At 37.9% G+C, this 24,859-nt stretch carries 19 protein-coding genes; 4 read left to right on the top strand and 15 right to left on the bottom strand.

Features of this window, described 5'->3' with window-relative positions; genetic code table 11:
• Window positions 1-6 precede the first annotated feature (6 nt).
• The gene (locus tag SAY88_RS10520; RefSeq protein ID WP_332631650.1) at window positions 7-1,557 is read right to left on the bottom strand and encodes a pyridoxal phosphate-dependent decarboxylase family protein; all 1,551 of its coding nucleotides are present in this window, start codon (window positions 1,555-1,557) and stop codon (window positions 7-9) included.
• A 2-nt stretch (window positions 1,558-1,559) separates the two neighbouring features.
• Complete coding sequence (locus SAY88_RS10515) at window positions 1,560-2,933, bottom strand: aspartate aminotransferase family protein (protein WP_332631648.1); 1,374 nt, start codon at window positions 2,931-2,933, stop codon at window positions 1,560-1,562.
• Window positions 2,934-3,418: 485 nt separating this feature from the next.
• On the opposite strand from SAY88_RS10515, the gene SAY88_RS10510 reads away from it, so the two are divergent.
• The 3 genes from SAY88_RS10510 to SAY88_RS10500 all read left to right on the top strand — a co-directional run bounded on the left by SAY88_RS10510 (window position 3,419) and on the right by SAY88_RS10500 (window position 5,287).
• Window positions 3,419-4,741, top strand: a complete 1,323-nt coding sequence (locus SAY88_RS10510) for an FAD-dependent oxidoreductase (RefSeq protein WP_332631646.1) — start codon at window positions 3,419-3,421, stop codon at window positions 4,739-4,741.
• 204 nt (window positions 4,742-4,945) lie between these two features.
• Window positions 4,946-5,092 carry a hypothetical protein gene (locus tag SAY88_RS10505; RefSeq protein ID WP_332631644.1) on the top strand — a complete coding sequence of 49 codons (147 nt, stop codon included), beginning with the start codon at window positions 4,946-4,948 and terminating at the stop codon, window positions 5,090-5,092.
• Window positions 5,093-5,152: 60 nt separating this feature from the next.
• Window positions 5,153-5,287, top strand: a complete 135-nt coding sequence (locus SAY88_RS10500; RefSeq protein WP_332631642.1) for a hypothetical protein — start codon at window positions 5,153-5,155, stop codon at window positions 5,285-5,287.
• Between the two features lie 133 nt (window positions 5,288-5,420).
• Here the strand turns inward: SAY88_RS10500 and SAY88_RS10495 are convergent, their stop codons facing one another.
• The 7 genes from SAY88_RS10495 to SAY88_RS10465 form a co-directional block, all read right to left on the bottom strand.
• Window positions 5,421-6,239, bottom strand: coding sequence for a VOC family protein (locus SAY88_RS10495; RefSeq protein ID WP_332631641.1), 819 nt, complete (start codon window positions 6,237-6,239; stop codon window positions 5,421-5,423).
• A gap of 109 nt (window positions 6,240-6,348) precedes the next feature.
• Entirely contained in the window at window positions 6,349-8,280 is a 1,932-nt protein-coding gene (gene fbp, locus SAY88_RS10490) for a fructose-1,6-bisphosphatase (RefSeq protein ID WP_332631640.1), read from the bottom strand.
• A gap of 300 nt (window positions 8,281-8,580) precedes the next feature.
• Window positions 8,581-9,492, bottom strand: a complete 912-nt coding sequence (locus SAY88_RS10485; protein WP_332631638.1) for a DMT family transporter — start codon at window positions 9,490-9,492, stop codon at window positions 8,581-8,583.
• Between the two features lie 1,059 nt (window positions 9,493-10,551).
• The gene (locus tag SAY88_RS10480; RefSeq protein WP_332631636.1) at window positions 10,552-11,838 is read right to left on the bottom strand and encodes a CitMHS family transporter; all 1,287 of its coding nucleotides are present in this window, start codon (window positions 11,836-11,838) and stop codon (window positions 10,552-10,554) included.
• Between the two features lie 60 nt (window positions 11,839-11,898).
• Window positions 11,899-12,225 (bottom strand): AtuA-related protein, encoded by a 327-nt coding sequence (locus SAY88_RS10475; RefSeq protein ID WP_332631635.1) that lies wholly within the window; start codon window positions 12,223-12,225, stop codon window positions 11,899-11,901.
• Window positions 12,215-13,534, bottom strand: a complete 1,320-nt coding sequence (locus SAY88_RS10470) for an acyclic terpene utilization AtuA family protein (RefSeq protein WP_332631633.1) — start codon at window positions 13,532-13,534, stop codon at window positions 12,215-12,217. The genes SAY88_RS10475 and SAY88_RS10470 overlap by 11 nt, the downstream gene beginning before the upstream one ends.
• 421 nt (window positions 13,535-13,955) lie before the next feature.
• Window positions 13,956-15,362, bottom strand: coding sequence for a sigma-54 interaction domain-containing protein (locus SAY88_RS10465; protein ID WP_332631632.1), 1,407 nt, complete (start codon window positions 15,360-15,362; stop codon window positions 13,956-13,958).
• 346 nt (window positions 15,363-15,708) lie between these two features.
• Here SAY88_RS10465 and SAY88_RS10460 point away from each other — a divergent pair, with 346 nt between their 5' ends.
• Complete coding sequence (locus SAY88_RS10460) at window positions 15,709-16,821, top strand: chitobiase/beta-hexosaminidase C-terminal domain-containing protein (protein ID WP_332631631.1); 1,113 nt, start codon at window positions 15,709-15,711, stop codon at window positions 16,819-16,821.
• Between the two features lie 400 nt (window positions 16,822-17,221).
• On the opposite strand, the gene SAY88_RS10455 is transcribed toward SAY88_RS10460, so the two are convergent.
• From SAY88_RS10455 to SAY88_RS10430, 6 genes are all read right to left on the bottom strand, one after another.
• On the bottom strand, window positions 17,222-17,935 hold the full coding sequence (locus tag SAY88_RS10455; RefSeq protein WP_332631630.1) for a DUF421 domain-containing protein: 714 nt from the start codon (window positions 17,933-17,935) through the stop codon (window positions 17,222-17,224).
• 575 nt (window positions 17,936-18,510) lie between these two features.
• Window positions 18,511-19,614, bottom strand: coding sequence for a GerAB/ArcD/ProY family transporter (locus SAY88_RS10450; protein ID WP_332631629.1), 1,104 nt, complete (start codon window positions 19,612-19,614; stop codon window positions 18,511-18,513).
• A 31-nt stretch (window positions 19,615-19,645) separates the two neighbouring features.
• Window positions 19,646-19,882: a hypothetical protein gene (locus tag SAY88_RS10445; protein ID WP_332631628.1), complete on the bottom strand. Its 237-nt coding sequence runs from the start codon at window positions 19,880-19,882 to the stop codon at window positions 19,646-19,648.
• 49 nt (window positions 19,883-19,931) lie between these two features.
• Complete coding sequence (locus tag SAY88_RS10440; RefSeq protein ID WP_332631626.1) at window positions 19,932-21,083, bottom strand: Ger(x)C family spore germination protein; 1,152 nt, start codon at window positions 21,081-21,083, stop codon at window positions 19,932-19,934.
• Between the two features lie 38 nt (window positions 21,084-21,121).
• A complete protein-coding gene (locus SAY88_RS10435; protein ID WP_332631624.1) occupies window positions 21,122-22,678 on the bottom strand; it encodes a spore germination protein in 1,557 nt (518 codons plus the stop codon).
• Between the two features lie 478 nt (window positions 22,679-23,156).
• Entirely contained in the window at window positions 23,157-24,599 is a 1,443-nt protein-coding gene (locus tag SAY88_RS10430; RefSeq protein WP_332631622.1) for a sugar porter family MFS transporter, read from the bottom strand.
• Between the last annotated feature and the right edge of the window lie 260 nt (window positions 24,600-24,859).

The following is a 24,859-nucleotide window of genomic DNA, read 5'->3' as shown; positions in this document are numbered from 1 at the left end:
CCTCTCCTATATACGAGCTTCTACTTGAATCAAATGTTTGATTTGGCTTACAATCGATTGAATATCCTCTATCGTTGTACGAGGATTTAATAGCGTTAATTTTAAGTAAACAGATTCGTTAACTCGGGTTCGTGCCAAAACGGAGTGGCCTTGTTCCAAAAGTTTGGTACGAATCAATCCGTTTAATCGATTGAGCCATTCCGAATCGTTTGATTTCTCCATTCCTTGAGGGCGGTACCGAAAAACAACGGCATTGATTTGAGGTTCGTTCAATAGCTCAAAATCAGGTTCCTCATTAATCACCTTTGCAGTTTCCTGAGCTAGACTAATCGTATAATCAATCATGTCAGCAAACGTTTTTCGACCAAGAGCATGGAAAGAGACAAACAGCTTTAATGCATCAAAGCGCCTCGTCGTTTGAATCGACTTCGTTACTAAGTTTGGAATGCCCGTCTCCTCATCGTCCTCAGGGTTTAAATAATCAGCATGTAGCTTGATAAAATCAAAGTTTGACCTGTCCTTTACGAGAAAAGCACCACAACTAATCGGCTGATAAAACAACTTATGAAAATCGACTGTTAGCGAGTCAGCGAGATCAATTCCGGTTAATTTATGTTTGTGACGCTCACTAAGCATAAGTGCACCTCCATAAGCAGCATCAACGTGAAACCACATTTGATAGCGTTTAGCTCGACTTGCTACCTCCGCTAGAGGATCGATACTTCCAAAGTCCGTTGTCCCTGCTGTTGCTACGACGGCAAATGGCAGTAAGCCTTGTTCGACTGCTTCTTTTACGCAACGATCTAAATCGTTTACGCACATTCGATGGCAGCTATCAGTCTCCACGGAAACGACAGCCTGCTCTCCTAATCCAAGTAAAAAGGCAGACTGACGAACGGTAAAGTGCGCATCTTTGGAGCAGAAGATTCTTAATTTACTAGCTTCTACCGGTAGTCCGTCTCTTTGTGCATCCCAATTCAACTGTTTTTTTAAGTAACGGTCCCGAGCTAGAAGTAATCCCATGAAATTAGATTGTGTCCCCCCGCTTGTAAAGACCCCGTCTGCTCGATCGCATTTTAAAAATAAATCGCTTAACCATCGAACCATCTTTTCTTCCACAACAGTAGCCGAGGCACTTTGATCCCATGAATCCATTGATTGATTCGTTCCACTGATTAACACTTCAGCAGCAAGAGCAGCACTTAAAGGCGGACAATGAAGATGAGCAAGGCATGTTGGATTAGATACAACAACCGAATGCTTCAAGATGGTTTCCCCAATTTTTTTGAATAATGTTTCAACGGGGGATTCCTCCTCAGGTAAAATGTCACTAAACGTTTGACTAAAAAGTTTCGTGAATTCTTTATGCGGCAATCCACTGTATGGCTTGTCATTCCGAGAAAACTGATCAACGAACCCCCCTTGTGCCCACCTCATTGCTTTAGCATAGTAATCAATGCTTTCCTCTTTGCTATGCAAAAAGTAACGATCAAACCTTTGCTTCGTTATTGATTGTTCTGTCGCCCTTTCTAATAGACCTACTTGATTCATTGCCATCCTTACACCTCCTGAATTAAGCGCCCTTTCATCGACGCTTCCGCATGCCTAATGGCTTCTAAAAAAATCTCACTAACAGTATCAATTTCTTCAGCTGTAATAATCAAAGGTGGCAAGAAGCGAACGACACTACTATGACGACCACCAAGCTCAAGAATCAATCCACGTTTGAAACACTCTTGCTGAATACGACTCGCCAATTTCGGATGAGCTCGCTCATTTTGCCCTATTTTGTTGACAGCAAGTTGTTTGTCAACAATTTCAACCCCGATCATCAGTCCACGACCTCTTACTTCCCCGATGCAATTTGTTTCAGCTTGAATATCATGTAACTGTGACATGAAACGAGTACCGACTTCTTCTGCATGTTCAGATAAACCATTTTCTTTTACAAATTTAATCGTTGCTGTTCCGGCTGAAAAGGCCATCTGATTGCCACGGAACGTTCCCGCATGTGCACCAGGGTTCCACTTATCTAAATCTTCCTGATAGACAACAACCGCTAAAGGAAGCGAACCGCCAATTGCTTTTGAGAGAACGACTACATCTGGTGTTATTCCTGAATGTTCGAAAGCAAATAACTTTCCTGTCCTTCCTAAGCCGGTTTGAATTTCATCGATAATAAGAGGGATCCCTTTTTCTTTTGTCATTCTTCTTATTTCCTGTACCCACCTATCTGGTGCTGGAATCGCTCCCCCTTCGCCCTGAACAATTTCCATAATCATTCCTGCTGGAGGAACAATGCCACCCTCAGGATCATGCAAAAGCTGTTCAATATAGGTTTGACCTATTTCTACCCCTTCTTTTCCCCCGATACCAAACGGGCAGCGATAATCATATGGAAACGGCAAGAAATGTACATCCGGCATTAGACCAGGGATCTGCTTCTTCGGTCCCAAATTCCCCATCAAGCTAAGAGAGCCGTGGGTCATTCCGTGATAACCACCTTGAAAAGCCAACATGCTTCTATTACCCGTTGCCGTTTTCACTAACTTCAAGGCTGCTTCTACAGCATCTGAGCCAGACGGACCACAAAATTGGATTCGAGCTTTTTTAGCAAACTCTTCAGGAAAACTTGAAAACAATTCTTCCACAAACTCTTCTTTTACCGGTGTTGTTAAATCTAATGTATGTAATGGCAGCTTATCATCCAACACTCTCTTAATCGCTTCTATGACAACAGGATGATTGTGTCCTAACGCTAATGTTCCAGCACCACCTAAGCAGTCGATATACACTTTCCCCTCCACATCTTTTACATAAATCCCATTTGCTTCACGAATTGCAATGGGAATACGACGTGGATAAGAACGAGCATTTGACTCACGATTAGCTTGGGAATCAAGATATTGTTCATTTTTTAAGTTGCCCTGCATTTGTTTCCCCACTTTCTTGTTTAAAATCTTATCTTAAATAACAATTAACAATATCGATAATGATTATCAATATCATTAATTGTTGTTGTGTGAATCTTATTAAAAATGATAATCATTGTCAATTACATTTTTGAATTTTAGTCTTTTCGTCCCGTTTGATATTCTATTGCCCTTACAGGCTATTAAAAAGCTATGTTTATATTGAATTCATAGCCATTTCGAAGCAGATCACTCTATTACTCAATAAGAAATATAGGTAGATAAGGTTGTAGTTTTGTAACTATTAAATAGTTCTTATAGAGCAAAGCTGAAAAAGTTATCTAGAATAATTTTTAATGTTTTTGCATATAGAAGGATTGAGCTAAAGACTAAAAACCTTGGCAACAATGCTGGAAAGTTTAAAATAAAAAAAGAAAGAGATTAAGAAATTAAAGTACTTATTGTACTAGCAAAAAGTACAGATTATAGATGATTGGAGGAAAAGCATGCTTGAGAAAGCAATCGTTATTGGTGGAGGTATTGCTGGAAAACTAGTTGCTAAAGCCTTGTCCTCTTCCTTTCAACAAGTGATTATCTTGGAAGCAGGTCAAGAATGGAAAGAAAAAACACCTAGAAAATGGGTCCCACAAAGTTATCATCCTCATGTCTTACTGAAAGGAGGAGAAGAAGCAATTGAGAAATTATTCCCACAGTTCATCGCTGAATTAACTGATGATGGAAGTATTTTAAATGATTTTACTAGAGATTTGAAATGGCATCATTTTGGTTTCTGGAAACAACAATTTTCAGGAGAATTAATAATGGTTCAACAAAGTCGACCTATGCTTGAGTGGCATTTACAAAAACGTATTGATCAAGTTCTCAATATTTCTACTAGATACGAAACAGTGGCAAAACAACTGCTAAGAGACCGTATGCACAACAAATTATCTGGAGTGCGAGTAAGATCCCTTAAAACAAGAACAGAAGAAGAACTTTATGCAGATCTGGTTGTTGATACCAGTGGATTTGGTTCAAAGAGTATAGACTGGTTGAAAACATATGATATAGAGGTTAAAGAGGAAAAGGTGTGGATTCAACTATTCTATGCTTCTAGATTATATCGTCTAAAAAACCAAGAACAGCCAGATTGGTGTAACACCCTTATTTCTCCAAGTTATCCTGACAATCCTTATGGGGCATATATCCAAACGATTGAAGAAAATCGTTTCTCTGTGACTTTTAGTGGTTACGTCAATGAAAGCCCGCCGCAAACAAATGAAGAATTTATCTCTTACGCAAAAAGATTGCCCGTCCCTGACGTGCTTCATTTTCTTGAACAAGCAGAGCCTGTTTCAGAGATTAAAGTACATAAAATTCCCTATCAAGTACGCCGGCGCTTCGACCTAGTAAGACATATCCCAGATGTTTTTTTGGTAATTGGAGACGCTCACTGTCGCTTTGATCCTGTTTTCGGGCAAGGAATTTCTGTCGCTGCGATGGAAGCTGTAGAGTTACAAAGATGTCTTCAACAAGTTACGCACCTCGACAAAGGTTTTACTCAAACATGTCAAAAAAGAATTTCAAAGTTGATTGCAACCCCGTGGAACATGGCTATCACAGAAGCATTTCGACATCCTAATATTAAAGGGAATAGGCCTTTTGGACAGCCGATTAAACAGTGGTACAGTAAAAGAATATATCAACTTTCAGCTTTTGACCCAGAAATTTATATCCGATTGGTTAGAGTCATGAATTTAATCCGTCCCCCTTTTCATCTATTCCATCCCAAAGTATTGTTCAAAGTATTCACCAGTCAGCAGAAATAGATTGTGTTAAAGGAACAACTTGTTAAAATTTAAACATATTTTAAAAGATCAAACCTGTTTTTGAACGGACATTATTGGGACACTATCCTCTGTAATGTGTCCATTAAACATTTCCTTTTTTAAGGAATAATAGCCCTTTTGTATGTCAATACGTCTTTTCTTTCATTTAATCTAAAGATCAAACCTTTAGAAAGGAAGATGAAAATGGGCATAAGGAGCGCACGGGCTTATGTGACAACTCTTGATGATGATACTGTATCCGTAATCAACACAGCGACGAATACCGTGGTTGATACGATTACTGTTTGGAACTCACCGATTGTTATTGCCATTACACCGCCAATATTTTAACTTGAAATGAAATGATATTAACTAATATGGTCATGAATCCTTTTGAAAGGGGTGTGTTAAATGAAAAAAGAAGACATCCAAGCACGTATAGAAAAAACACTCAAGAAAAATCCAAAAATTAGTAACATCGACCTTGCCAAGGAATGCAAAGTTCCAGTTATACTTGTTCGTATATTTAGGAGAAAAGTCGAATAATAACTTTGGGACAAGAGGGGTTCAATACCGCTGTCCCCTCTTGTCCCATAAGCTATCCATTGTATACTTTCCGTAATTTTTCTATATCAATCTTCTTCATTTGAAGCATCTCTTGCATAACTCTTCCTGATTTTTATTTATTGGGATCTTTTAAGAATTCTGATAAAGCTGTTGGGACAACTTGCCACGATAAACCATACTTATCTTTTAACCAACCACATTGCTCTGCTTCTGGTACAGCGGAAAGCTTTTCCCAGTAGTGATCAACCTCTTCTTTCGTCTCACAATTCACAATAAATGAAATGGCTTCATTGAATGAAAATTTATGATCTTGAGCGCTATCCATTGCGGCAAATCGATATCCTCCAAGCATGAAATCTCCAAACATAACCGACCCTTCCTTGTCCGGAAGCTGATTTGCACCATATCGGAATATACCTCCAACCTTCGAATCTTCGAATATGGATACGTAGAAATGAATAGCCTCTTCGGCTTTGCCACATTTGTCACCGACAAACAGCAAAGACGGTAAAATCATTTGCTCTTCTACGTCATTAGCAAAAATGAGCTGCCACGACACACCATACTTATCCTCTAGCCAACCATATCTTTCACTAAATGGATATGTATCAAGTGGCATCAACACGTTGCCTCCATCAATCAACTCTGACCAAAGCTCATCTACCTCATCTTTCGTCGGGCAATTTACGATAAATGAGATCGCCGGTGTAAAAGTAAAATGCGATCCACCATTTAATGCTAAGAATTTCTGGCCGTTAAGTTCAAATTCTACTGTCATGGCACTACCTTCGGGCTGTCCTGATGGTTTTGCTGTATCTTTGCTATGACGAGCAATTTGTCCAACCTTTGAATTTCCAAAAATAGACGTATAAAAATTCACTGCTTCTTCGGCATTATTGTCATACCATAAACAGGGAGTAATTTTTTGCACAGTTAATCCTTCCTTTTCTATTTTTTTGCATAATTATATAACATTATTTATCCAACTTTATTAATCATTATTCTCACTCATCCCCTGTGACATCCTTGAATGATTGGTATCATTTCATATAACGATATTCCATCAGACTATTCAAAATAGAGAGTTCTTGTAATATATCCTCTCCAACATTCGTTTCTAGTACCTTTTTTCTCTCTAATTCTTTATCTACCAATCTTTTTACTGATAACACATCTGTTCCATTTATGAGTACATCTTCTTTTGAATTAAAATGTTGATGTGCGACAAGTTGCATACCGAAGGAGTTGTATAATAAAGTGTATCCAGCAATCCCTGTTGTTGATTGATACGCCTTAGAAAAGCCGCCATCAATGACAATCATCTTTCCATTTGCTTTAATTGGATTTTCTCCGTCAATTTCTTTAACCGGTGTATGGCCATTTATGATATGACCTTGATCAGGGTTAAGGTCAAATTCTGCTAGGATTTTGCTGCATATTTCTTCATTTTCACGTAAATGGTAGTATGGATTCTTTCTCTCTTTATGGGTTTTTTTATCCTTAATGAAATACCTTTCAAAGGTCGTCATTTCCCTTTTCCCAAATAGTGATGAATATTCTCCTGTCCATAAATACCAAACCATATCTTTCGCAAGATCATCTGTCTCTTCAGGATGAGCAAAAGCATGTCGTAAATAATATTCAAACGTATCAAGTAATTCACGACCAGCATAGGTTTGATTTTCAATGACCATTTTTTCCATATTGCCTTCTTCATCTAAAGGAATGCAGCCGTGTATTAATAAGTTTCCGTTATATCTTAAATAAAGACTGCCTTTTTTCATAAGAAAATTCATATGTCTAGCTAACTTTTCAGAATGCTGCACAGAAAATAACAGTTTGTCCATCACGTGCTCTTCTTCCTCTAACAGTTGATCGGGTTGTTCCGGATTCACCGTCGCAAAGCAAGTATTTTCTAGTGGGTATGTTTCCCCATGAATCGTTATTTCGTTTCTGTCATAATCAATTTTCTCAAGTAGAAGCCTTTCCGACATCTTGAAGTCCGGGCGTCTCTTTATAATAGGACTTTCAAGTTTGAACTGAATCATGGCAATGGCTTGATGAATTTTCGTAATTTGTAATTGTTCTTCCTCAGATACTTTTTTATCTGAATGTACTTTTGGTCTAAAGACTGGATTGTCGTTATAATATTTTTCCGCAAGATTTAGAAGTGGTCGGAGATTGATTCCATACACATCTTCAATAATGTCTAAATTGTCGTAGCGAGCACAGATACGAATAATGTTAGCAAGACAAACTTTGGATCCAGAAAAAGCCCCTAGCCATAGGACATCATGATTCCCCCATTGAATATCAACGGAATGATAATTGATGAGAGTATCCATAATTTTATCAGGTTCAGGTCCTCGATCATAAATATCTCCCACTACATGAAGATGGTCAACAACCAATTGCTGAGTCGTATAAGCAAGACCGATAATGAGCTTATCAGCTTGACCTAGTGAAATAATTTGCTGGACAATTTTTGTATAATACGGTTCCTTATTTGTGTATTCATCGGTTTTGTATAGAAGTTCTTCTACAATATAAACAAATTGATCAGGCAATGCTTTTCGTAATTTCGAGCGAGTATATTTAGAAGACGCATAAGAAATAAGATTAATCATACGCTCAATGATGACTGTGTACCATTGATGTAATTCTCTTTCATTATCAAAATCATTCTTAATTAACTTTATTTTTTCTTCAGGATAATAAACTAATGTTGCAAATTCTTTAATCTCTTTTTCAGTTAATACCTTTTTATAAAGGTCTTCTATTTTCCCTTTTACATTCCCCGAACCATTTCTTAACACATGTTGAAAGGCTTGATACTCCCCGTGTAAATCACTAACAAAATGTTCTGTACCCTTTGGTAGATTAAGAATGGCTTCTAGATTAATAATTTCAGTGACCACTTTTTCTTCGCAATCATATTTTTGGGCCAACAAATCTAAATATTTTGAGTTCACAATTATGTATCCCCTTCCAAATTCTTCGTTGTTTTATGTAAAAAAGATTGCAAATAATTATAGGAAAAAGCTTAAATCGAAATTAGATTTATATTTTCATAGTCTTGTTACCTTTAAATATAACATTTCGATAAGTTTCTACTATTATATCACAGACAATGGGACAGTCCTACTGTCCCTATAACATAAAATTAACAGTACAATTTTCTACGTCCACGGTGAAATCCTAGCCATCTTTTATGAAACGAAGAACGGTTCCCGCGTTTCTTTTGGAACCGTCCCCTTATTTCACTTCTCCTCTTAAGACTCTAACAGCTTTTCATTCTTGCTTTGTATGCTACTAACCTGTGTTGTTAACATTACACCTAAAATCACTATTAATGCACCGATTATTTGCATACCTGAGATAGATTCCCCTAGCCAAAGGTAGGCCCCTAGCATTGTAAAAACGGGTAGCAAATTTAAAAACACTGATGCTTGTGAGGCACCTAAAGATGCAACCGCCTGATTAAAGAAAATCAAAGCAATAAATGATGGGAAGATGCCCATAAATAAGAGACTCATAACATACGACGGTGTAGCTGCCAGTACTGGCAATCCTGTTATAAACCACTCAATGAGGACAAATGGAAGTAAGACAAAAACTGAAATACCTGTCATGACAAGAATAGAACCAAAAGGGGGAAATAGATGTATGTATTGCTTAACAACTATCGAATAGATTGCCCAACATATAATCGCTCCAATCATGAGTACATCACCTACATTCCAATTCATCAAAAGAAAGTTTGTAATTTTCCCATCAATTACAACCCACACCGCCCCAATTATTGAAATCAGAACACCACTCCATTGAATTCCTTGCAGTCTCTCTTTAAGTAGTAATGCACTTAATACCACAGTCAAGGCCGGAATGACTGTCTCAAGAACCGCAACATTTGAAGCCGTCGTAAATTGCAACGCCCCGTAAATGAACGTATTAAAAAACGTGACACCTGTTAAGGTCATAAGTAAGAGTGGCTTTTTATATTTCAAAAATGTTGAGCGGTGCTTCCATGCACTGTGAAACCCAATAGGGAACAATCCTACAAATGCAATCAATAAACGAAAAAATGCAATTGTAAATGGGGATAATTCATTAATAAATTTACCAACTAGGATATTTCCTGAATACATAATCACAACCAAAATCATTAATATGTATGAATTCATACAATATAGATCCTTTCTATGTAGTTTAAGTAAAAAATACAAGTATGGAGTAATCTATTACATTCTAACTTTACCATATCCCTTTGAATAGTAAGGAAACAAAGAGAACGTATTTTCCCTGATGAAGGCCTTTTCCCTTGCACATCTACCTTGATTTGTTCTTCATCGGCTTTATGAAAACCATTTCCCCTGAACTTTTATTTTGTTTTGTCCTTCATCGGCTTTATGAAGGACTTTTCCCCTGCATTTCTGTTTTATTTTGTTCTTTATTGACTTTGGAATCCTCTCTCTCTCACAATCTCATTAAAGCACATCCGCTTCCCTAGACTATAAAAAACGACGAAAAAACAAGAATTTAATTGAATTCGTTAGATACAATCGCTTTCAATCCGTTTTATCGCTCTATACCACCTATTGTTTCCGTTTTCACCGATATTGAAAGGTTGACAATGAAAAAGTTATAATATTAATGAAAAATAAAGAGGAGGGTTCCGTAATGAAGAAATTCCTTAAGAAATTGATTCAAGCGAATATTGATCTTTATTCTGAACTAGCTGAAATATACTCTCGCACTTACAAATAAGATCTAATTAGATTCTTCTTCTCTAATTAGATCTTTTTTTTGCGTTATTTTTAAAAATAATAGGTAGTCTTTTTATCTATTCATAAGCTTACAGATTCTTTATCCCTATCACAGCATTAAGCATTCCCCCTTGTTGTGCCCTTACCACTTTTCTTCAAATCCTATTTCCCGTCTTATTAAATGTGGTCAGCAATTGTAGGATATTCATTGGACAACTTTACAGCCGGATATGTATCAGCCATTTGGTTAAGTTGGGGTGGGAATCTGGTAATGATTGAACTGTGGATTCGTTTTAGGCTTCGTAAAGGAAGTAAGGCCTAAGGGAAGAGTAACTTATATTTTTAAAAATATTTCGGCCAAATTAAATGCTGTTTCCCCTCCTTAATTTTAAATGCTAATGGACACCCTTACTATTTTTTTTCAAAAAAAATAGATCCCTTACAATATCAAAGGGATCTACACTCTACCACACTAACTCAAATCGCACCCGTAATCCACGCCACAATCGCCATGACAATCGTTGTTCCAAACGCCCACTTAAAAATAAACTTCTGATGATCTCCAAGCTCTACCCTAGCTAGACCAATCAAGAGAAACGTTGCGGCGGTTAACGGACTTAGCGGGAACCCAGTTGTCATTTGTCCTAAAATAGAAGCTCGCGCCATTTCAATCGAAGCGACTCCATACATTTCAGCAGATTGACTTAAGACCGGCAGCACTCCAAAATAATACGCATCCGGTGTAAAAAGAAGACTGATCGGCATACTAATCACGGCTACTAGTAGAGCCATTGATCCGCCTACCCCTTCAGGAATAATGTTAACCATCGCCAAGGCCATTGCTTCAATCATCCCTGTTCCTCCTAAGATCCCTGTGAAAATTCCTGCTGCAAATATAATAGAAACAACCGTTACCATACCAAGTGCCTGACTTCTGACTTGCTCTTGTTGATCGTCAGGTTTTGGATAGTTAATGAGCAAGGCGACAGCAAATGCAACCATAAAAACAATCGGCAATGGCAGCCATACTTTTATTAACGCCACAATAGCTAAAATTGTAATTGCTAAGTTAACAAAAAATAATTTTGGTCTGCGCATTTTGCGGTCTTCATCGGATAGTTCTTGTTGATAGTTGTATTCGAAGTCGTGCACTCCTAAACGTTTTCTTTCTCGTTTTCCAAGAATATATGCGACAAATAATACCCAAATGATCCCTGCAATCATCGCTGGAATAAGAGGAGAGAAAATCGCACTTGGGTCTAATCCTAACGCACTTCCTGCTCGTGCCGCCGGTCCTCCCCATGGCATCATGTTCATAATCCCTGCACCTAAAGCAACAACACCTGCTAAAACTAAACGGCTCATTTTCAATTTTTCATATAATGGCAAGAGAGCTGGAATCGTAATTAAAAACGTTGATGCCCCAGAACCGTCTAAGTGTGTAACCATTGCAATAACTGCTGTTCCAACTACAATTTTTAATGGATCACCTTTAACCATTTTTAGCACTCTAGATATGATCGGGTCAAATAAGCCTGCATTGTTCATGACACCGAAAAATAGGATGGCAAACCCTAACATGATTCCCGTTGGCGCTACACTTTGAATCCCTTCAAGCATCAAAGGGCCGATTTCTGCACCAAAGCCTCCTATTAAGGCAAATACTAACGGAACAATAATTAATGCCACAATGACCGAAACCTTTTTCGTTAAAATTAAGAATAAAAATACCGCAATTGTTAAAAATCCCAACGTCGCTAACATATGATTCCTCCTTACAAAGATGTTTTTCGAAGCGCTTACATTTTATGGCCTACCTTGCAATTAAGAAGGTAGATTAACTTCCATTTCTAACAACGCGCTGCTTAAGCTCTTCCCATGAGTATCTAACGCAAGCGATGTCGTGACCCCTCCTAGCAAACTATTCTTGCAAACAAAATTGTATGCTTTAATCGATGCCACATCATAGCGTATGACTTCCCCATCGATAATATCTTTTAAATGCTCTTTCACTTTTTCAGCAGTTACGACTTTGCCGAGCCATTCATAATCTTCTTCTTTATATGGAATGAGTGATAAGTTAGAAGTGTTTCCTTTATCCCCTGCCCTGCTATGTGCGACTTCGTATAGTTTCATTGACTTACTGTTCATGTTGGAACACCTCCACGTTTACCTGTTTATCAACGACTTCTCTTTCCAGTAACGTCGATACAACACCTACACATTCAGAAATTTTCTTCCTTGCTCCTCCGCCTCCGTAGGGACCATTCGTATAGAGGGCTTCTACTTCATTTCCTAATCGTTTGGCAAGTTCTTGATTTTCACATAACGCCGCAGCACGGAGTCTGACCTCATACGGGTGATGTGTACCAAAACTTATGCGGTGCACCGAAGAACACCCGATTAAATCAACCCGCATATCTGGGATCTCTTTAGATAGCCGTCTTCTTAAAATCTCTTCAGCCATCTTTCCTCTTTCCACAGCTGTAGTTCCAGCATAAGAGATTTCACCTTCACTTAAATAACCTGCATGATAACCAATCGATACCTTATAACTGCTTGGTTTCTTTTGCCCTGATCCTCCAGAAACCTTCACTTCGTTTTCGCCAACTTCAATGAGTTTTACATTAGAAAAATCTGCTGTAACATCTGGGGTTAAATAGTGAGCAGGATCATGTACTTCATATAATAATTGTTCTTTCACAGTCATCAGATTCACAGCTCCACCAGAGTCTGGTGTCTTAGAAATGACTGCTGTGCCATCTTCCTGAATTATGGCGTATGGGAATCCTAATTCAGCTACGTTTGGTACTTCTTTCACCCCTGAGTCTGCAAAGTAACCCCCAGTAATTTGCCCTGCGCATTCTAGTAAGTGACCAATAACCGTTCCTTGACCTAGCCTCTCATAGTCATCTATCGACCAGTTGTAGTAATCAATCATCGTGGCAAGAAAGAGTGATGGATCAGCTACTCTACCTGTGATGATGATATCGGCACTAGTGGTTAAGGCTGGAAGCAATGCCTCGACACCTAAATAGGCATTTGCTGAAATGGTTTGATAGTCTTTCACTGTGTTTCTGTTTTCTAAAATCTCTTGGTCCGTTTGGAGTTCTTTTACGACATCATCGCCAGTCACGACGGCAACCTTGCATGAGATATTTAGTTCTTTAGCAATTTCAATTACTTTTTTTGCTGCTGCTGTTGGATTAGCTGCCCCCATATTGGTAATGATTCGGAAACGCTTTTCATTCAGTACTGGAAGCAATGCATGCATTCTGTCAATCAATAATGGATCATATCCTTTTGTAGGATCCTTTTGCTTTTCTTTTTGCGCAATCGCAATCGTTCGTTCCGCTAAGCATTCTAACACTAAGTAATCTAAATCTACTTTTTGCGCTAACTCCACAGCTGGTTCAAGGCGATCCCCTGAAAAGCCAGCTCCACTTCCTATCTTTAACATGACAATTCACCTCATTTTTCCTTACTACATTCTTTTCTACTTTGTAGGCTTCTTCTGTTTTTCTTCAATCGTGTTTTCGCATACTTTGTTGTTTTTATGGGGTACTTGTTCTCCACATGTTCGTTTCATTGCGAGAGAAAACGTTTCTTCACAGCAACAATCTTTACAAAACAGCTTTCTTTAAGGTATTTCTTTCTAACAAAACCCTAATTCTATCACCAATCTTCCTTGTTGCATTTCTCTTAATCTAAATGCAACAACTGTGCCAAAATAAAAAACGCTTTGTGTAAGCGTTTTTACCGGAGAGGTTTCTAAGTTTTTAGAATTCCAATTTTGGTATCACTTTATTTTTTCCGTTTAAATCACTGGTTGAATCTAGATTTCTAAAAAATTAGAAATATCAAAGCGCAATTCTAACTTTTTAGAAATCGGCAATATTATACTTTTTCATTTTGTTATAAAGAGTGGCTAATGAAACTCCCAATGCTTCCGCTGCTCTTTTTTTGTTATCAAGCCCTGGCCCATACGTTGTTAAAGCCTCTGTTATCACTCTTCGTTCCGTCTCGTCAACAGCTTTTTTTAAAGAATAGCTATTTGTCCTATTGTTAGGGACAGTCGTATCGTGATTGTGAAACGCACTTGGTAGATGTTCAGGTAAAATGTCTCCCCCATCCGTCATACAAATCGCATAATCAATCGTATTTTTCAATTCTCTCACATTTCCAACCCAGTCATAAGCTTGAAGAATAGGCAGAGTAGATTCATGCAATCGGTAGAAACTCTCTTTGCCTGGATGAATGTCATGCTTGCTTAAAATGAAATCAACAATTTTAGGAATATCCTGCTTTCGTTCTCTGAGCGGGAGTATCTCAAGATGCAACACATTCAAACGGTAAAATAAGTCCTCACGAAACAGATTTTTTTCAATGAGCTGTTGAAGATCACGGTTCGTTGCTGCAATAACCCGCACATCTATTTGTCTTTCTCTTGCTTCCCCCACTCTTCGTATTGTGTTTTCCTGTAAGACACGCAACAGCTTTGCCTGCAGCTCGTAAGATAATTCTCCGATCTCGTCTAGAAAAATCGTCCCTGAATTGGCTATTTCAAATAGTCCTAGTTTCCCACCTTTTTTCGCACTCGTAAAAGTTCCTTCTGAATAGCCAAATAGCTCACTTTCGATTAGCGATGCCGGGATCGTTGCACAGTTCACTGGAATAAACGGTTGATCGGCACGGGAACTGGCATTATGAATGGCTTGAGCAAACAGCTCTTTTCCCGTTCCACTTTCACCGATGATTAACACCGGCAAATGAGACTCTGCTGCTTTTTTTCCTAAGTAGGCAACTTCTTTTAATCCGCCTTCCGTACCGATAATCTGATCAAACGTGTATTTAGCTTGATACAAAGATCCCATCTGCTCTTTTAACTGCGAAAGTTTCTGCTTGTTTTTCTCTAATTCTTTTGAAAGCTTATGTACTTCCGTTAACCCTTTACAAATGGAAACGGCTCCAATGATTTCTCCGTTTAAGACAATGGGAGCCATATCGACTACATATTCAACATTGCCTTCTTGACGATACACACCTATCCGTTCCTTCCCGTCTTTTAACGTCTCAACCAATTGAGCTTTCGGCCGAACAGACCGAAGTGGTTTGCCAATAATGTCTTCAGGTTCTACTCCAGTAATTCGGGTGTACTCTGGATTAATTAATCTTACAATTTCACCTGAGTCTATTACGAGTACCCCATCGTGAATGGAATGGATAGCAGCTTTGAACCATTCTAGTTGGTCTTTAAGGGATAGGTCTTTTAGGTTTTCGTAAGGCATTGTGGAACCTCCTCATAAATTTATCTTTAACCACGTCACAAAAAAATTTTTCTCTAATGTCTACCCCTTATTTTATCAGGGAAATCCTAATTTTTTCACTTGATCTTTTCAAAAGAGGCATATTGACAGAGTAAATTTTCTCGTATTACACTATGTAAACGCTAACAGAGAGTTCTAGTTTTGGAAAAATTCTAGAATAAAAGGAGGATTTTAACACTTAATATTCTTAATATTCCAAATACAACACTCCTGTTTTTTCTGTGTTACACCTTTTAAAACTCTCACCTTTTAAAACTCTCACCTTTTAAAACTCTCACCTTTTAAAACTGATTTTGGAGGAGATATTATGGAAAATGGCAGACTGAAATTATTTGTCGGAAGTTCGTTACTAACCGTCTCTTTTTTCTTGCTCTTTGCTATGACGACTATGGCGAGCAATAACCAAAATAACGGGACCGTAGCCCCACCTGTTGCTTCTCATGAATCAGGTCAATACTACAAACAACAGGTTGTGGCGCTAGATTCTACTACACCTGGTACACAAATCTATTATACGACTGATGGCAGTCTCCCTACGAACAATAGCAATTTGTACTCTGAACCAATTGAAGTCAGTGAAAATGTAACCATTAAAGCCGTAGCTGTACGTGGCAACGGGAATGGCAAGGCACTAAGTAAAAGTAATGGAAATAATCATAGTGAAGCAGTAACATTCACATATGAATTTTTGACTAGAGAAGATATTGCTGATCAATTTCTAGAATTTAAATATAATAATATGCCATACCGTCTTTATGTTCCGCAAAACTACGACTCTTCTGTTTCGTACCCTCTCGTTTTATTCCTACATGGCGGTGGAGAACGTGGAACAGACAATGTAAAGCAACTAACTGCTAATGATGGTGCGGTAATCTGGGCTGCCCCTGAAAATCAAGCGAAAAATCCAGCTTTCGTCCTTGCTCCACAGGCAAGAAACCAACATGACGGCGGCTTCGGCATAACGAGAAATTCTGATAACTTTGTAGATTTAGCTAGAGTCTTTGAATTTTCTGAAGACCTAGGCACAGCTTACGAGATTCTTCAAAAAGTATTAGCAGAATACAACATTGATTCAAATCGCCTTTATTCAACAGGTCTCTCCCAAGGTGGATATGGAACGTTCAACTTAAATATTAAGTATCCTGATCTCTTTGCAGCAATGGTCCCAATTGCTGGGGGAGGAAATCCAGAAACTGCACATGTTTTAAAAGACAAACCTCTTTGGGCATTCCATGCTGAAGACGATGACATTATTGCGGTTTCACATACGAGAGATGCGATTGTGGCTATAAAAGAGGCTGGAGGGAATCCGATTTATACTGAATATCCTACTGAATTGGGACATAACCACTTTTCTTGGGTTCCAGCTTATGATAACCAAGACATGATTGATTGGATGTTTGAACAGGTTAAGCGTTAAGGATAAAAACAACAAACCCCTCCCGTGACTAGGGGGGATTTGCTCTTCGGCTGAAAGCCTTTGTTACTGACCAAACCCTAAATGGCCCTGTACTATTTGGACCTATCCTCTTTTTTCAGTTCCCATATGTTGCAAGGAAAATTGTTAAACATAGAAAATGAGCTAGTACGATTCATGCGGTAAATACGTCACGCCTCTCTATCTAAACTCATGTTTTGGCAAAGATGAAGTTATTCTTTACAAGAAAATTCCCATCAGTAATAGATAAGCAACTAGGTATCCAACAATACATATAAAAAAACATTAACTATAGATACCCAGTACAGAATTAGTACAAAATTCCCAATAGTGAAAACATGTTCAATTTCTTCATATAATTCTTTTCGCTTTATCCCAAACATTATGATTCCAAATCAACTGGTGAGTGAATGTTGTCTTTATAAAGATCAAAATACAGCTGATTATTTGTACCACGCACACAATAGGAAACTTCCTTTAATTTCAACCCTCGTTGGGATAGCTCTGCATCTAACCAATCTTTTGTAAGATGATTTTGTGTAAAATTTTTTTCTACTATTTGTCCATCCATAACGAGCTCTATCGGGAAAAAGGATTTGTTAGGACTAAAAATCCCTATATCTTTTTTTGTTGTACTCCGATGCGGTAACTTTTTTAATACTGAAATATGACCATCTGTTTCCATGAGTGCATATTCGACTTCATCAATATCAAAAATATCCTTTTCTCTCAATGCCTGATTTAGAGAATCCATTGTAAATTTTAACTTCTTTAAATTTCCCTCCAGTATTAATCCATCTTGAATAATTACTGTCGGTTCTCCAGAAAGTAACGCTCGAATATTTCTATTTTTTAATGAAAGTAAAGTAGAAAGAAAAAGTATTCCTACAAAAGATAGCAAAGCAACAATAATATATTTAATACTAATGGCTAAGTTAAATGTTAAATTCCCAGCAATAGCCCCTAACATTATAGTGGCAATAAAATCATGGTATGTCATTTGAGAAATGGTTTGCTTCCCTAGTAAATGGGCAATAGAGATAAGCATTACAAATGCTAAGAAGCATCGAAATATGATTTCAAGTGTCTGAAACATTAAACTAACCCCTTAGTGAATTTTATAAGTAGTAATCTTATCTTAAAACAAACATCTCAAAAGTATCCGCGCTATATTAGGGACATCAGGGACTGGTTCCTTGTCCAAACGTCATATGTAAAGAGAAACTGGGACACCTCCCCGCCCCACTATCCATTCAACAAACCGCGAAATATCAATAATCCAGGGGAGTTAATTAGATATAATCGCTTTCAAGTCATTTTTTCGATCATTTTCGCTTATTGTTTCCGTTTTCACCAATATTGAGAGGTTGTTGACAACGAAAGAGTTATAATCCATTTAACATTTAGAGAGGAGAAACGAGATGGTGAATTTTTTAAAGAGATTGATTCAAGCACAGATTGACCTTTATGCTGAACTAGCTGAAGTATATGCACGTTCTAACAGATAAGATCTAATTAGATGCTAATTCTAATTAGATTTTTTTGTGTTATTTCCCTCACAAGTTGACCCTAACACTGAACTAGAACTGCTTTTGAAAGATGCAGTTAAAGATCATAAACACAAGACGTAGACTTAGCTGCACTCCGGCATTGGTTTCCGTACCCAACTATTTAATAACTCTCTCTATTTTTTCTTAAAACGGCGGCCACTATAAGAATGAGTAAAGGCAACACATAAGATACAGCCTTCCATAATGGTTCAATGACCGTCACATAATTTATCCTCCAGGCTTGACCTAACGATATTAGGAGCATAGAAAAAAGAAAGCAGACGAGTGCAAGCGGAAAAATCAGAATCCGGTTGTCTTTAATATTGAACAAATAGATGATCGTTATATTCAGAATATATAACGAGATGACTCCTTTCAAGTAGTTAGTAATAATAAGCGAATAGCCCATTAGTAACTCTACTCTTTGAATCACTTCATATATTTCGATGGTACGCGCCACTGCAAACATCGAGAAAGGCATTTCACCGGCGACCGGTCCAAATATCATGATTGTGCTTATCGTGACAATGGCGATAAAAATATGATTAACAAACAGTGCAAGGAACATCCCCTTTTTCAGAAGCTGGTTTTCTTTACTACGTACGTAAGGAAGTAACATCGCAAAAAGAATAAGCTCCGTAATTGGAACACCAAAATAAAAATAAGTGCCGAGAAGAACCGGTTTAAAGCCGTCCGGTAGAACAGGAACGAGGTATTCAGGTTGGTAATTAGCGCTCGCTAAAATGACCACGACCATGATAAATAAGATGACAGTTAACATGAGTATCGTAAACATTCGTGAGATTTTTTCTATACCCGAACGAACCGTCAACGCAACAACAACAAAAGTCAAAAGATTAAAAACGTAAATCGGTGTCTCCCGCATCATCGCAGTGGTCATAAATACACCGACATCAAGTATAATTCCAGATGTACTGTTCAACTGAATGAAAATAAAGGGAACAGCCAAAATCATTGTTATCCATTTTCCTACCAGTTGACGACTATATTCGATCAAGTTCATTTGTGGAAATTTCTGGTATAAAAACAGCACGCCGGCTAAAAGTCCCACCCCGCCTACAAGCGAAAGCAAAACGGATAACCAGGCCCCGTTTTGCGCAAATCCGATTAACTGTGACGGAATCGAAAGAATATTAGAACCTGTAATAAAGATAAAAAACAGTGAGCATAGTTCGCTCGCACTGAGCTGTTGTTGATCTTTCACGGAATGCACCTCCTAAGTGGTGTGTAGCCTGTTAAGGTACTTCCAAAAATTCCACGAGCTGGTTTGCTAAATTTCCAAAAACGGCCTCGAATACTGTATGTAAAAAAGGCCATTCTAAATCGAAAACAAAAATAATACTTTGATATAAGGCAATTATCATTAAAAGCGTGTATACAAAAACGGTTCTGCCTCTCCATTCCTTCAACTTAGGAACGTCATAAACTAAAATGGCTGTATAGATGATCACCAGAATCACCATTTTTATCATCCTCTTTTAAATCCTCCCTGCTGCTCGTCTTGACTCAGACAGCAGATGTCTATTCAGAAAACACAGGTTTTCCACTTGTCGTTCCATGTGTAATAATTCGAATTTTTACTTCGAACTCAAAATCGCTGTCAGCAAACCGTTGATCCCAGTTGTTCTTCCAACTTTTCCATAATGCAGGATCTTGCGAATATACTTTGTTTCCTAGGTCAATGGCGTCAAATTGTTTCTCTTGAAGCAAGGTAACTGTCTCTTTTAATTCCTTTTTTAATTCCTGTTCTAGTCTTTCTACAAATTCATTTTCTTTTTCCGGTTTATCTGTATTGGAACACTTTAGTTCTTGTAAAGCAACTTCCATTTTGTTCGATACTTGAACGATTAGCGAGTCGTCCTTGATCACAGGCTGTAATGTCGTTTGTGACGAAACAACTTCAACTACTTCGATGTTATCAGGCTCAGTTTGACATGGAAGTAGTTGAAACATCCCGCCTTGATATTCATTTCGAATAATTTGTAAACTGGCGATGTTTCCAGGTGGCAAGTGACCAATCAATTTGTCTTTTTTCAAAAGGAAAATTCCGGCCACACTTGTGGATGGTGTTTCATGTTTTTCTTCTATATATACTTGAGGGATAAAACTATTTCCTACCTCACTTCTCATCTGCAAAATTAGCGTTAACAGGGTTGTTTTTATTGTTTTATTGCTAAACTTTGCAGACGCTTCTTCATTTACCAACATTTGTTGTCCAGGGGTCATTTCCATCCATGGTTCTTTTTCAAGATAGTCAGCAGCTTTCCCCTTGCTAATCATAATAGATGAAGTAATACGTGGTTCATGATCTCTATAAAAAAATTCGAGGATCTCTGCAATCCCTTTGTTACGTGCTAGTTCCTCACCAATCACAATGGAGCGTAAATGCCCCCAATGGGCTTTGCGACCGATATGAATAGGGATATCCCGAAGAGCTTGTACAACGGTATCATCAGTTGTTCTAACGTTATGGTATATTTTCCCTTTATTTCCTATGCCATCCTGAGGAGATGGAGTATATACTTGAGTAGTTAACATCACTTTTCCTTCTTCTGTTTCATCCAGAGCAACACCCATGACAAATGCTCTACGATTTAGTTCCAAAGCATCCGAACATCCAGTCAATAACAATAGCAACGAGAAACTTAAGTATATACATATCAATTTGTGCATTTTCATCATCTTTCTTGAGTAAATATTGCTAATTTGTCTTAAATGCGTGAATGTCGTTTTCGAGGAGTGCGTAATAAGTTTTTTAGAGGTGCGCGAATAATCACATCCCGCCACTGTTCAGGTCTAAACGGCCCGACAGGTGTCAAATAAGGCTGTCCCAAAGAACGTAAATTCAACAAATGCAGCCAGAGCAGGATAAGTGCAATCATTAAGCCAAATCCGCCTAATAAAGCTGAAAACAACATCAACGGAAGCTGTAAAATGCGCAACGCAAAGGCAAAATTGTACTGCGGCAGTGCAAAGGAAGAAATTCCAGTCAAGGCGACGACAATGACCATAATCGGTGAAGCAATAGCTGCTTGAATGGCTGCTTCCCCTATGACAAGCGCTCCAACAATACTAACAGCAGCACCGACAGGACGTGGCAACCGAACCCCCGCTTCACGTAGCAATTCAAACGCAAATAACATTAAAAATGCTTCTATGAATACCGGGAAAGGAATGCCTTCGCGAGTGTTTAGTATTGTCAGCAACAGAACGGTCGGAATCAGCTCTGGATGAAAGACGGATAAAGCAATGTAAAGACTAGGAAGTATCAGGGCAATCCCAAAAGCAACTATTCTCATACAACGTACAAAACTTGAATAGGCAGTTCGCTGATAATAATCTTCACTCGATTGTAGTAACTCTACAAATAAACCGGGGCAAATTAGTATTGACCCTGTCCCATCAACGAGGACTACAATTTTTCCGTCCAACAAAGCTGCAACAGCTGTATCAGGACGTTCAGTATACCGGTGTTGCGGAAACGGAGAGTATGTGGAATCTTCAATCAGTTCCTCAATATAGGATGTTTCTAGGATCTCCCCTTCGTTCAGCTTACCAATACGCCTTTTAAATTCAGCCAGCACGTCAGGATTGACAATTCCATCTAAATAACCATAAGCAACCTTTGTGTTCGTCTCTCCTTTCAGTGAAAAAGTTTTGATTATAAATCGTGGCGATGGCAACCGTCCTCGGATCATTCCTAAATTCTTCTCCAAATTTTCAATGGTGCCTTCACGTGGTCCTTTCACAACGTGTTCGCTGACCGGTTCAGTCACCTGTCTTCTTTCAACGCCTAATGCCTTATAACTTATCGCTTTATCCCATTTATTAAAAAAAATTACCAGATGCCCTGAAACTACTTTCTCAATGATCTTCTCGAAATCTTTTAGAAGGCGGTGGGATTGGGCGGAGACGCCATTTTTCTCGAAAAAAGACATTACATCCTCAGGCGTAATCATCGTTCCAGGACCTACTTCGTTCGTCACCAAATCTTGTAGCGATTCTTTCATATAGTTGACTTCTTTGTGTTGAATAAGTGTATCAAAATAGATGGAGAAAGCAGTATGCTCCATCTCTGGGCCGTAACGCCAGTCAAGGATGACAAAATCATCACTTTGAGAAAATGTCTCTTTAACACGCTGCAAGTTGTCAGATAGATTTGAAGAGATCGGGATTGGCTGTGCATCATTTTTAATAAGATTGGTATTGACTTGATTGTGATTAGATTCACGAGTAAACCTTTTGCTTTTCCCCATTCTTTTTCTCATAAGAAGCTTCCTTCCCTTTTGCTTTACCCCTATTTTTTTCCAGAACATTTTAAAATATACACAAAATACCATTATGTTGCCGCCGATACCCCAATCCACATAAAAAAAATGAGTCCTAATTAATTTTTGGACTCATTTTTACCTTATATAACAAATACTTCATATAATATTCTATTAATATATGCCAATAGATTCATATTAGTTAAACCCTAAATTTCACACGCTCCCATTAATCCTTGCAAAAAATACTTTTGCACAAACATAAAGAAAATAAATAACGCTATGCCTCCAACTATGATGTAAATTCCCCGATCATCATCCCGATCCCAACTTTTAATGGTCATGCAGGTGTGTTTTGAATTAGAACAATCGATAAGTCCTGGCAATCATGGAGATAATATGATTCTAAAGAAGGTCCCATATAAGCCACAAACATCTATTCTTCTGATTACATGTTTTTATAGATTTCTCCTCATTACTAATTCGCCTTTTTTTCAGGAGTATTATCAATTGTTTCTAGTTCACTTTTTTTTCCAGCGAGCCAAGTCGCTTCAATTTCTTCAAGTGATTTATTCTTTGTTTCTGGAACAAATTTCAATACAAAGAAAAAGGCTAACGTACTAATAAGGCCGTAAATAAGGAAAGATCCTGTACCTAAAGCATCATTTAGCGGTGGAAATGTAGATGATGCTGTTAAATTAGCTCCCCAGCTTAATGTGACAGCAATTGCAACAGCCTGACCTCTAATCTTATTAGGGAATACCTCTGAGACATATACCCAAGTAACAGGTCCCCAAGTCATCTGAAATACAGCTACAAACCCTAAAATGAATATCAACGTACTAATTCCTTGGATACCCATTAAGAAAAGGGATGCCACTGCAATTAAACATATTGCACATCCTGCAGAACCCAAAAGCAGTAAGAACTTTCTTCCTTTCCTATCAATGAGCTTTATAGTTAGTAATGAAACAACAACCCCTATAGCTCCCACGAAAATAGTTTGCAACATGGATGTTGACGGATCAGCACCAAGGTTTTCAAAGATTCGCGGCGCATAATACATAATAATATTTATACCGATAATTTGTTGAAAAATCGCCACTGCCATACCTACGAATAAAACTAGCTTTCCATAATGGAAAAGGCTTACTTTTTCTGTTGACGTGTTTATAGAATGTTTGATTTGTTGAAGGGTTTCGCTAGCTACTTGTTTAGATCCATTGATCTTTTCTAATAAGCTATATGCTTTATCATAGTCATGTTTAAGAGCAATATATCTAGGTGTTTCCGGAATAAATAACAGCAGGAAGAAAAACAATGCAGCTGGAATCAATTCTGAAGCAAACATCAATCTCCATCCAATTTCATTGATCCACTCTCTCGTTTGACCTAATGATATGAGCCAGTTGACAATGTATACAACAGTTTGCCCCAATACAACAGACATACTATATAAAACGACCATTCTCCCTCTGATATTCTGAGGACTCATTTCACTAATATAAATTGGTGCGATCGCTGAAGCTAAACCTACTCCAATTCCACCTAATATTCTATAAATATTAAAAGTGATCAACAATGCAAGGCTAGGTTCACCTAAAGTGAAGAATAGTAACTCTGGGTAAGCTGAGCCTAGTGCTGATAGAAAAAATAATACAGCAGCTATAATGAGTGTATTACGTCGTCCTATTCTATTGGACAACAATCCAGAAATGATTGCCCCTATAATACACCCGACCAATGCACTAGATACAGTAAGACCGTGAGCGAATGAACTTAATCCTAAACTATCTACTAGGTAAAATTGTATCGATTGTTCTGCCCCTGCAATAACCGCTGTATCGTAACCGAAAAGAAGTCCACCTAAAGACGCCACTGCTGCTACAAATAAAATGTAATATCGTTTGTTATTTTTCATAAAAGTGAAGGAACTTCCTTCAACCCCCCCTTATTTATTTCAATGATATAGTTCGCTTTCTCAACATTAACGATCTAATGCTAGCTTCCTAAATTAATTCTTCCTTTATTAAACGAAAAAGTATTTATATAGATGATGTCACTAGTGTTGCATAAATACTGACTGAATTTTCAGTTTTAAAGCTCTTCCTGTTTAGAGCCAAAAAAGTAAATACCCAATCAAAGGTGGTTCCATCCATTTGGAAAAATATTTACAATTAG

The organism is Halalkalibacter flavus (genome assembly GCF_036663575.1).
Lineage (GTDB): Bacteria > Bacillota > Bacilli > Bacillales > Bacillaceae_D > Halalkalibacter > Halalkalibacter flavus.
This window is presented reverse-complemented; position numbering and strand designations above follow the sequence as displayed.

What these genes read in the sequence shown, in the direction of transcription:
- SAY88_RS10520 (WP_332631650.1), bottom strand. Translation starts at nt 1,557, where the DNA reads ATGGCAATGAATCAAGTAGGTCTATTAGAAAGGGCGACAGAACAATCA.
- SAY88_RS10515 (WP_332631648.1), bottom strand. Translation starts at nt 2,933, where the DNA reads ATGCAGGGCAACTTAAAAAATGAACAATATCTTGATTCCCAAGCTAAT.
- SAY88_RS10510 (WP_332631646.1), top strand. Translation starts at nt 3,419, where the DNA reads ATGCTTGAGAAAGCAATCGTTATTGGTGGAGGTATTGCTGGAAAACTA.
- SAY88_RS10505 (WP_332631644.1), top strand. Translation starts at nt 4,946, where the DNA reads ATGGGCATAAGGAGCGCACGGGCTTATGTGACAACTCTTGATGATGAT.
- SAY88_RS10500 (WP_332631642.1), top strand. Translation starts at nt 5,153, where the DNA reads ATGAAAAAAGAAGACATCCAAGCACGTATAGAAAAAACACTCAAGAAA.
- SAY88_RS10485 (WP_332631638.1), bottom strand. Translation starts at nt 9,492, where the DNA reads ATGAATTCATACATATTAATGATTTTGGTTGTGATTATGTATTCAGGA.
- SAY88_RS10480 (WP_332631636.1), bottom strand. Translation starts at nt 11,838, where the DNA reads ATGTTAGCGACGTTGGGATTTTTAACAATTGCGGTATTTTTATTCTTA.
- SAY88_RS10475 (WP_332631635.1), bottom strand. Translation starts at nt 12,225, where the DNA reads ATGAACAGTAAGTCAATGAAACTATACGAAGTCGCACATAGCAGGGCA.
- SAY88_RS10470 (WP_332631633.1), bottom strand. Translation starts at nt 13,534, where the DNA reads ATGTTAAAGATAGGAAGTGGAGCTGGCTTTTCAGGGGATCGCCTTGAA.
- SAY88_RS10465 (WP_332631632.1), bottom strand. Translation starts at nt 15,362, where the DNA reads ATGCCTTACGAAAACCTAAAAGACCTATCCCTTAAAGACCAACTAGAA.
- SAY88_RS10460 (WP_332631631.1), top strand. Translation starts at nt 15,709, where the DNA reads ATGGAAAATGGCAGACTGAAATTATTTGTCGGAAGTTCGTTACTAACC.
- SAY88_RS10455 (WP_332631630.1), bottom strand. Translation starts at nt 17,935, where the DNA reads ATGTTTCAGACACTTGAAATCATATTTCGATGCTTCTTAGCATTTGTA.
- SAY88_RS10445 (WP_332631628.1), bottom strand. Translation starts at nt 19,882, where the DNA reads ATGATAAAAATGGTGATTCTGGTGATCATCTATACAGCCATTTTAGTT.
- SAY88_RS10440 (WP_332631626.1), bottom strand. Translation starts at nt 21,083, where the DNA reads ATGCACAAATTGATATGTATATACTTAAGTTTCTCGTTGCTATTGTTA.
- SAY88_RS10435 (WP_332631624.1), bottom strand. Translation starts at nt 22,678, where the DNA reads ATGAGAAAAAGAATGGGGAAAAGCAAAAGGTTTACTCGTGAATCTAAT.
- SAY88_RS10430 (WP_332631622.1), bottom strand. Translation starts at nt 24,599, where the DNA reads ATGAAAAATAACAAACGATATTACATTTTATTTGTAGCAGCAGTGGCG.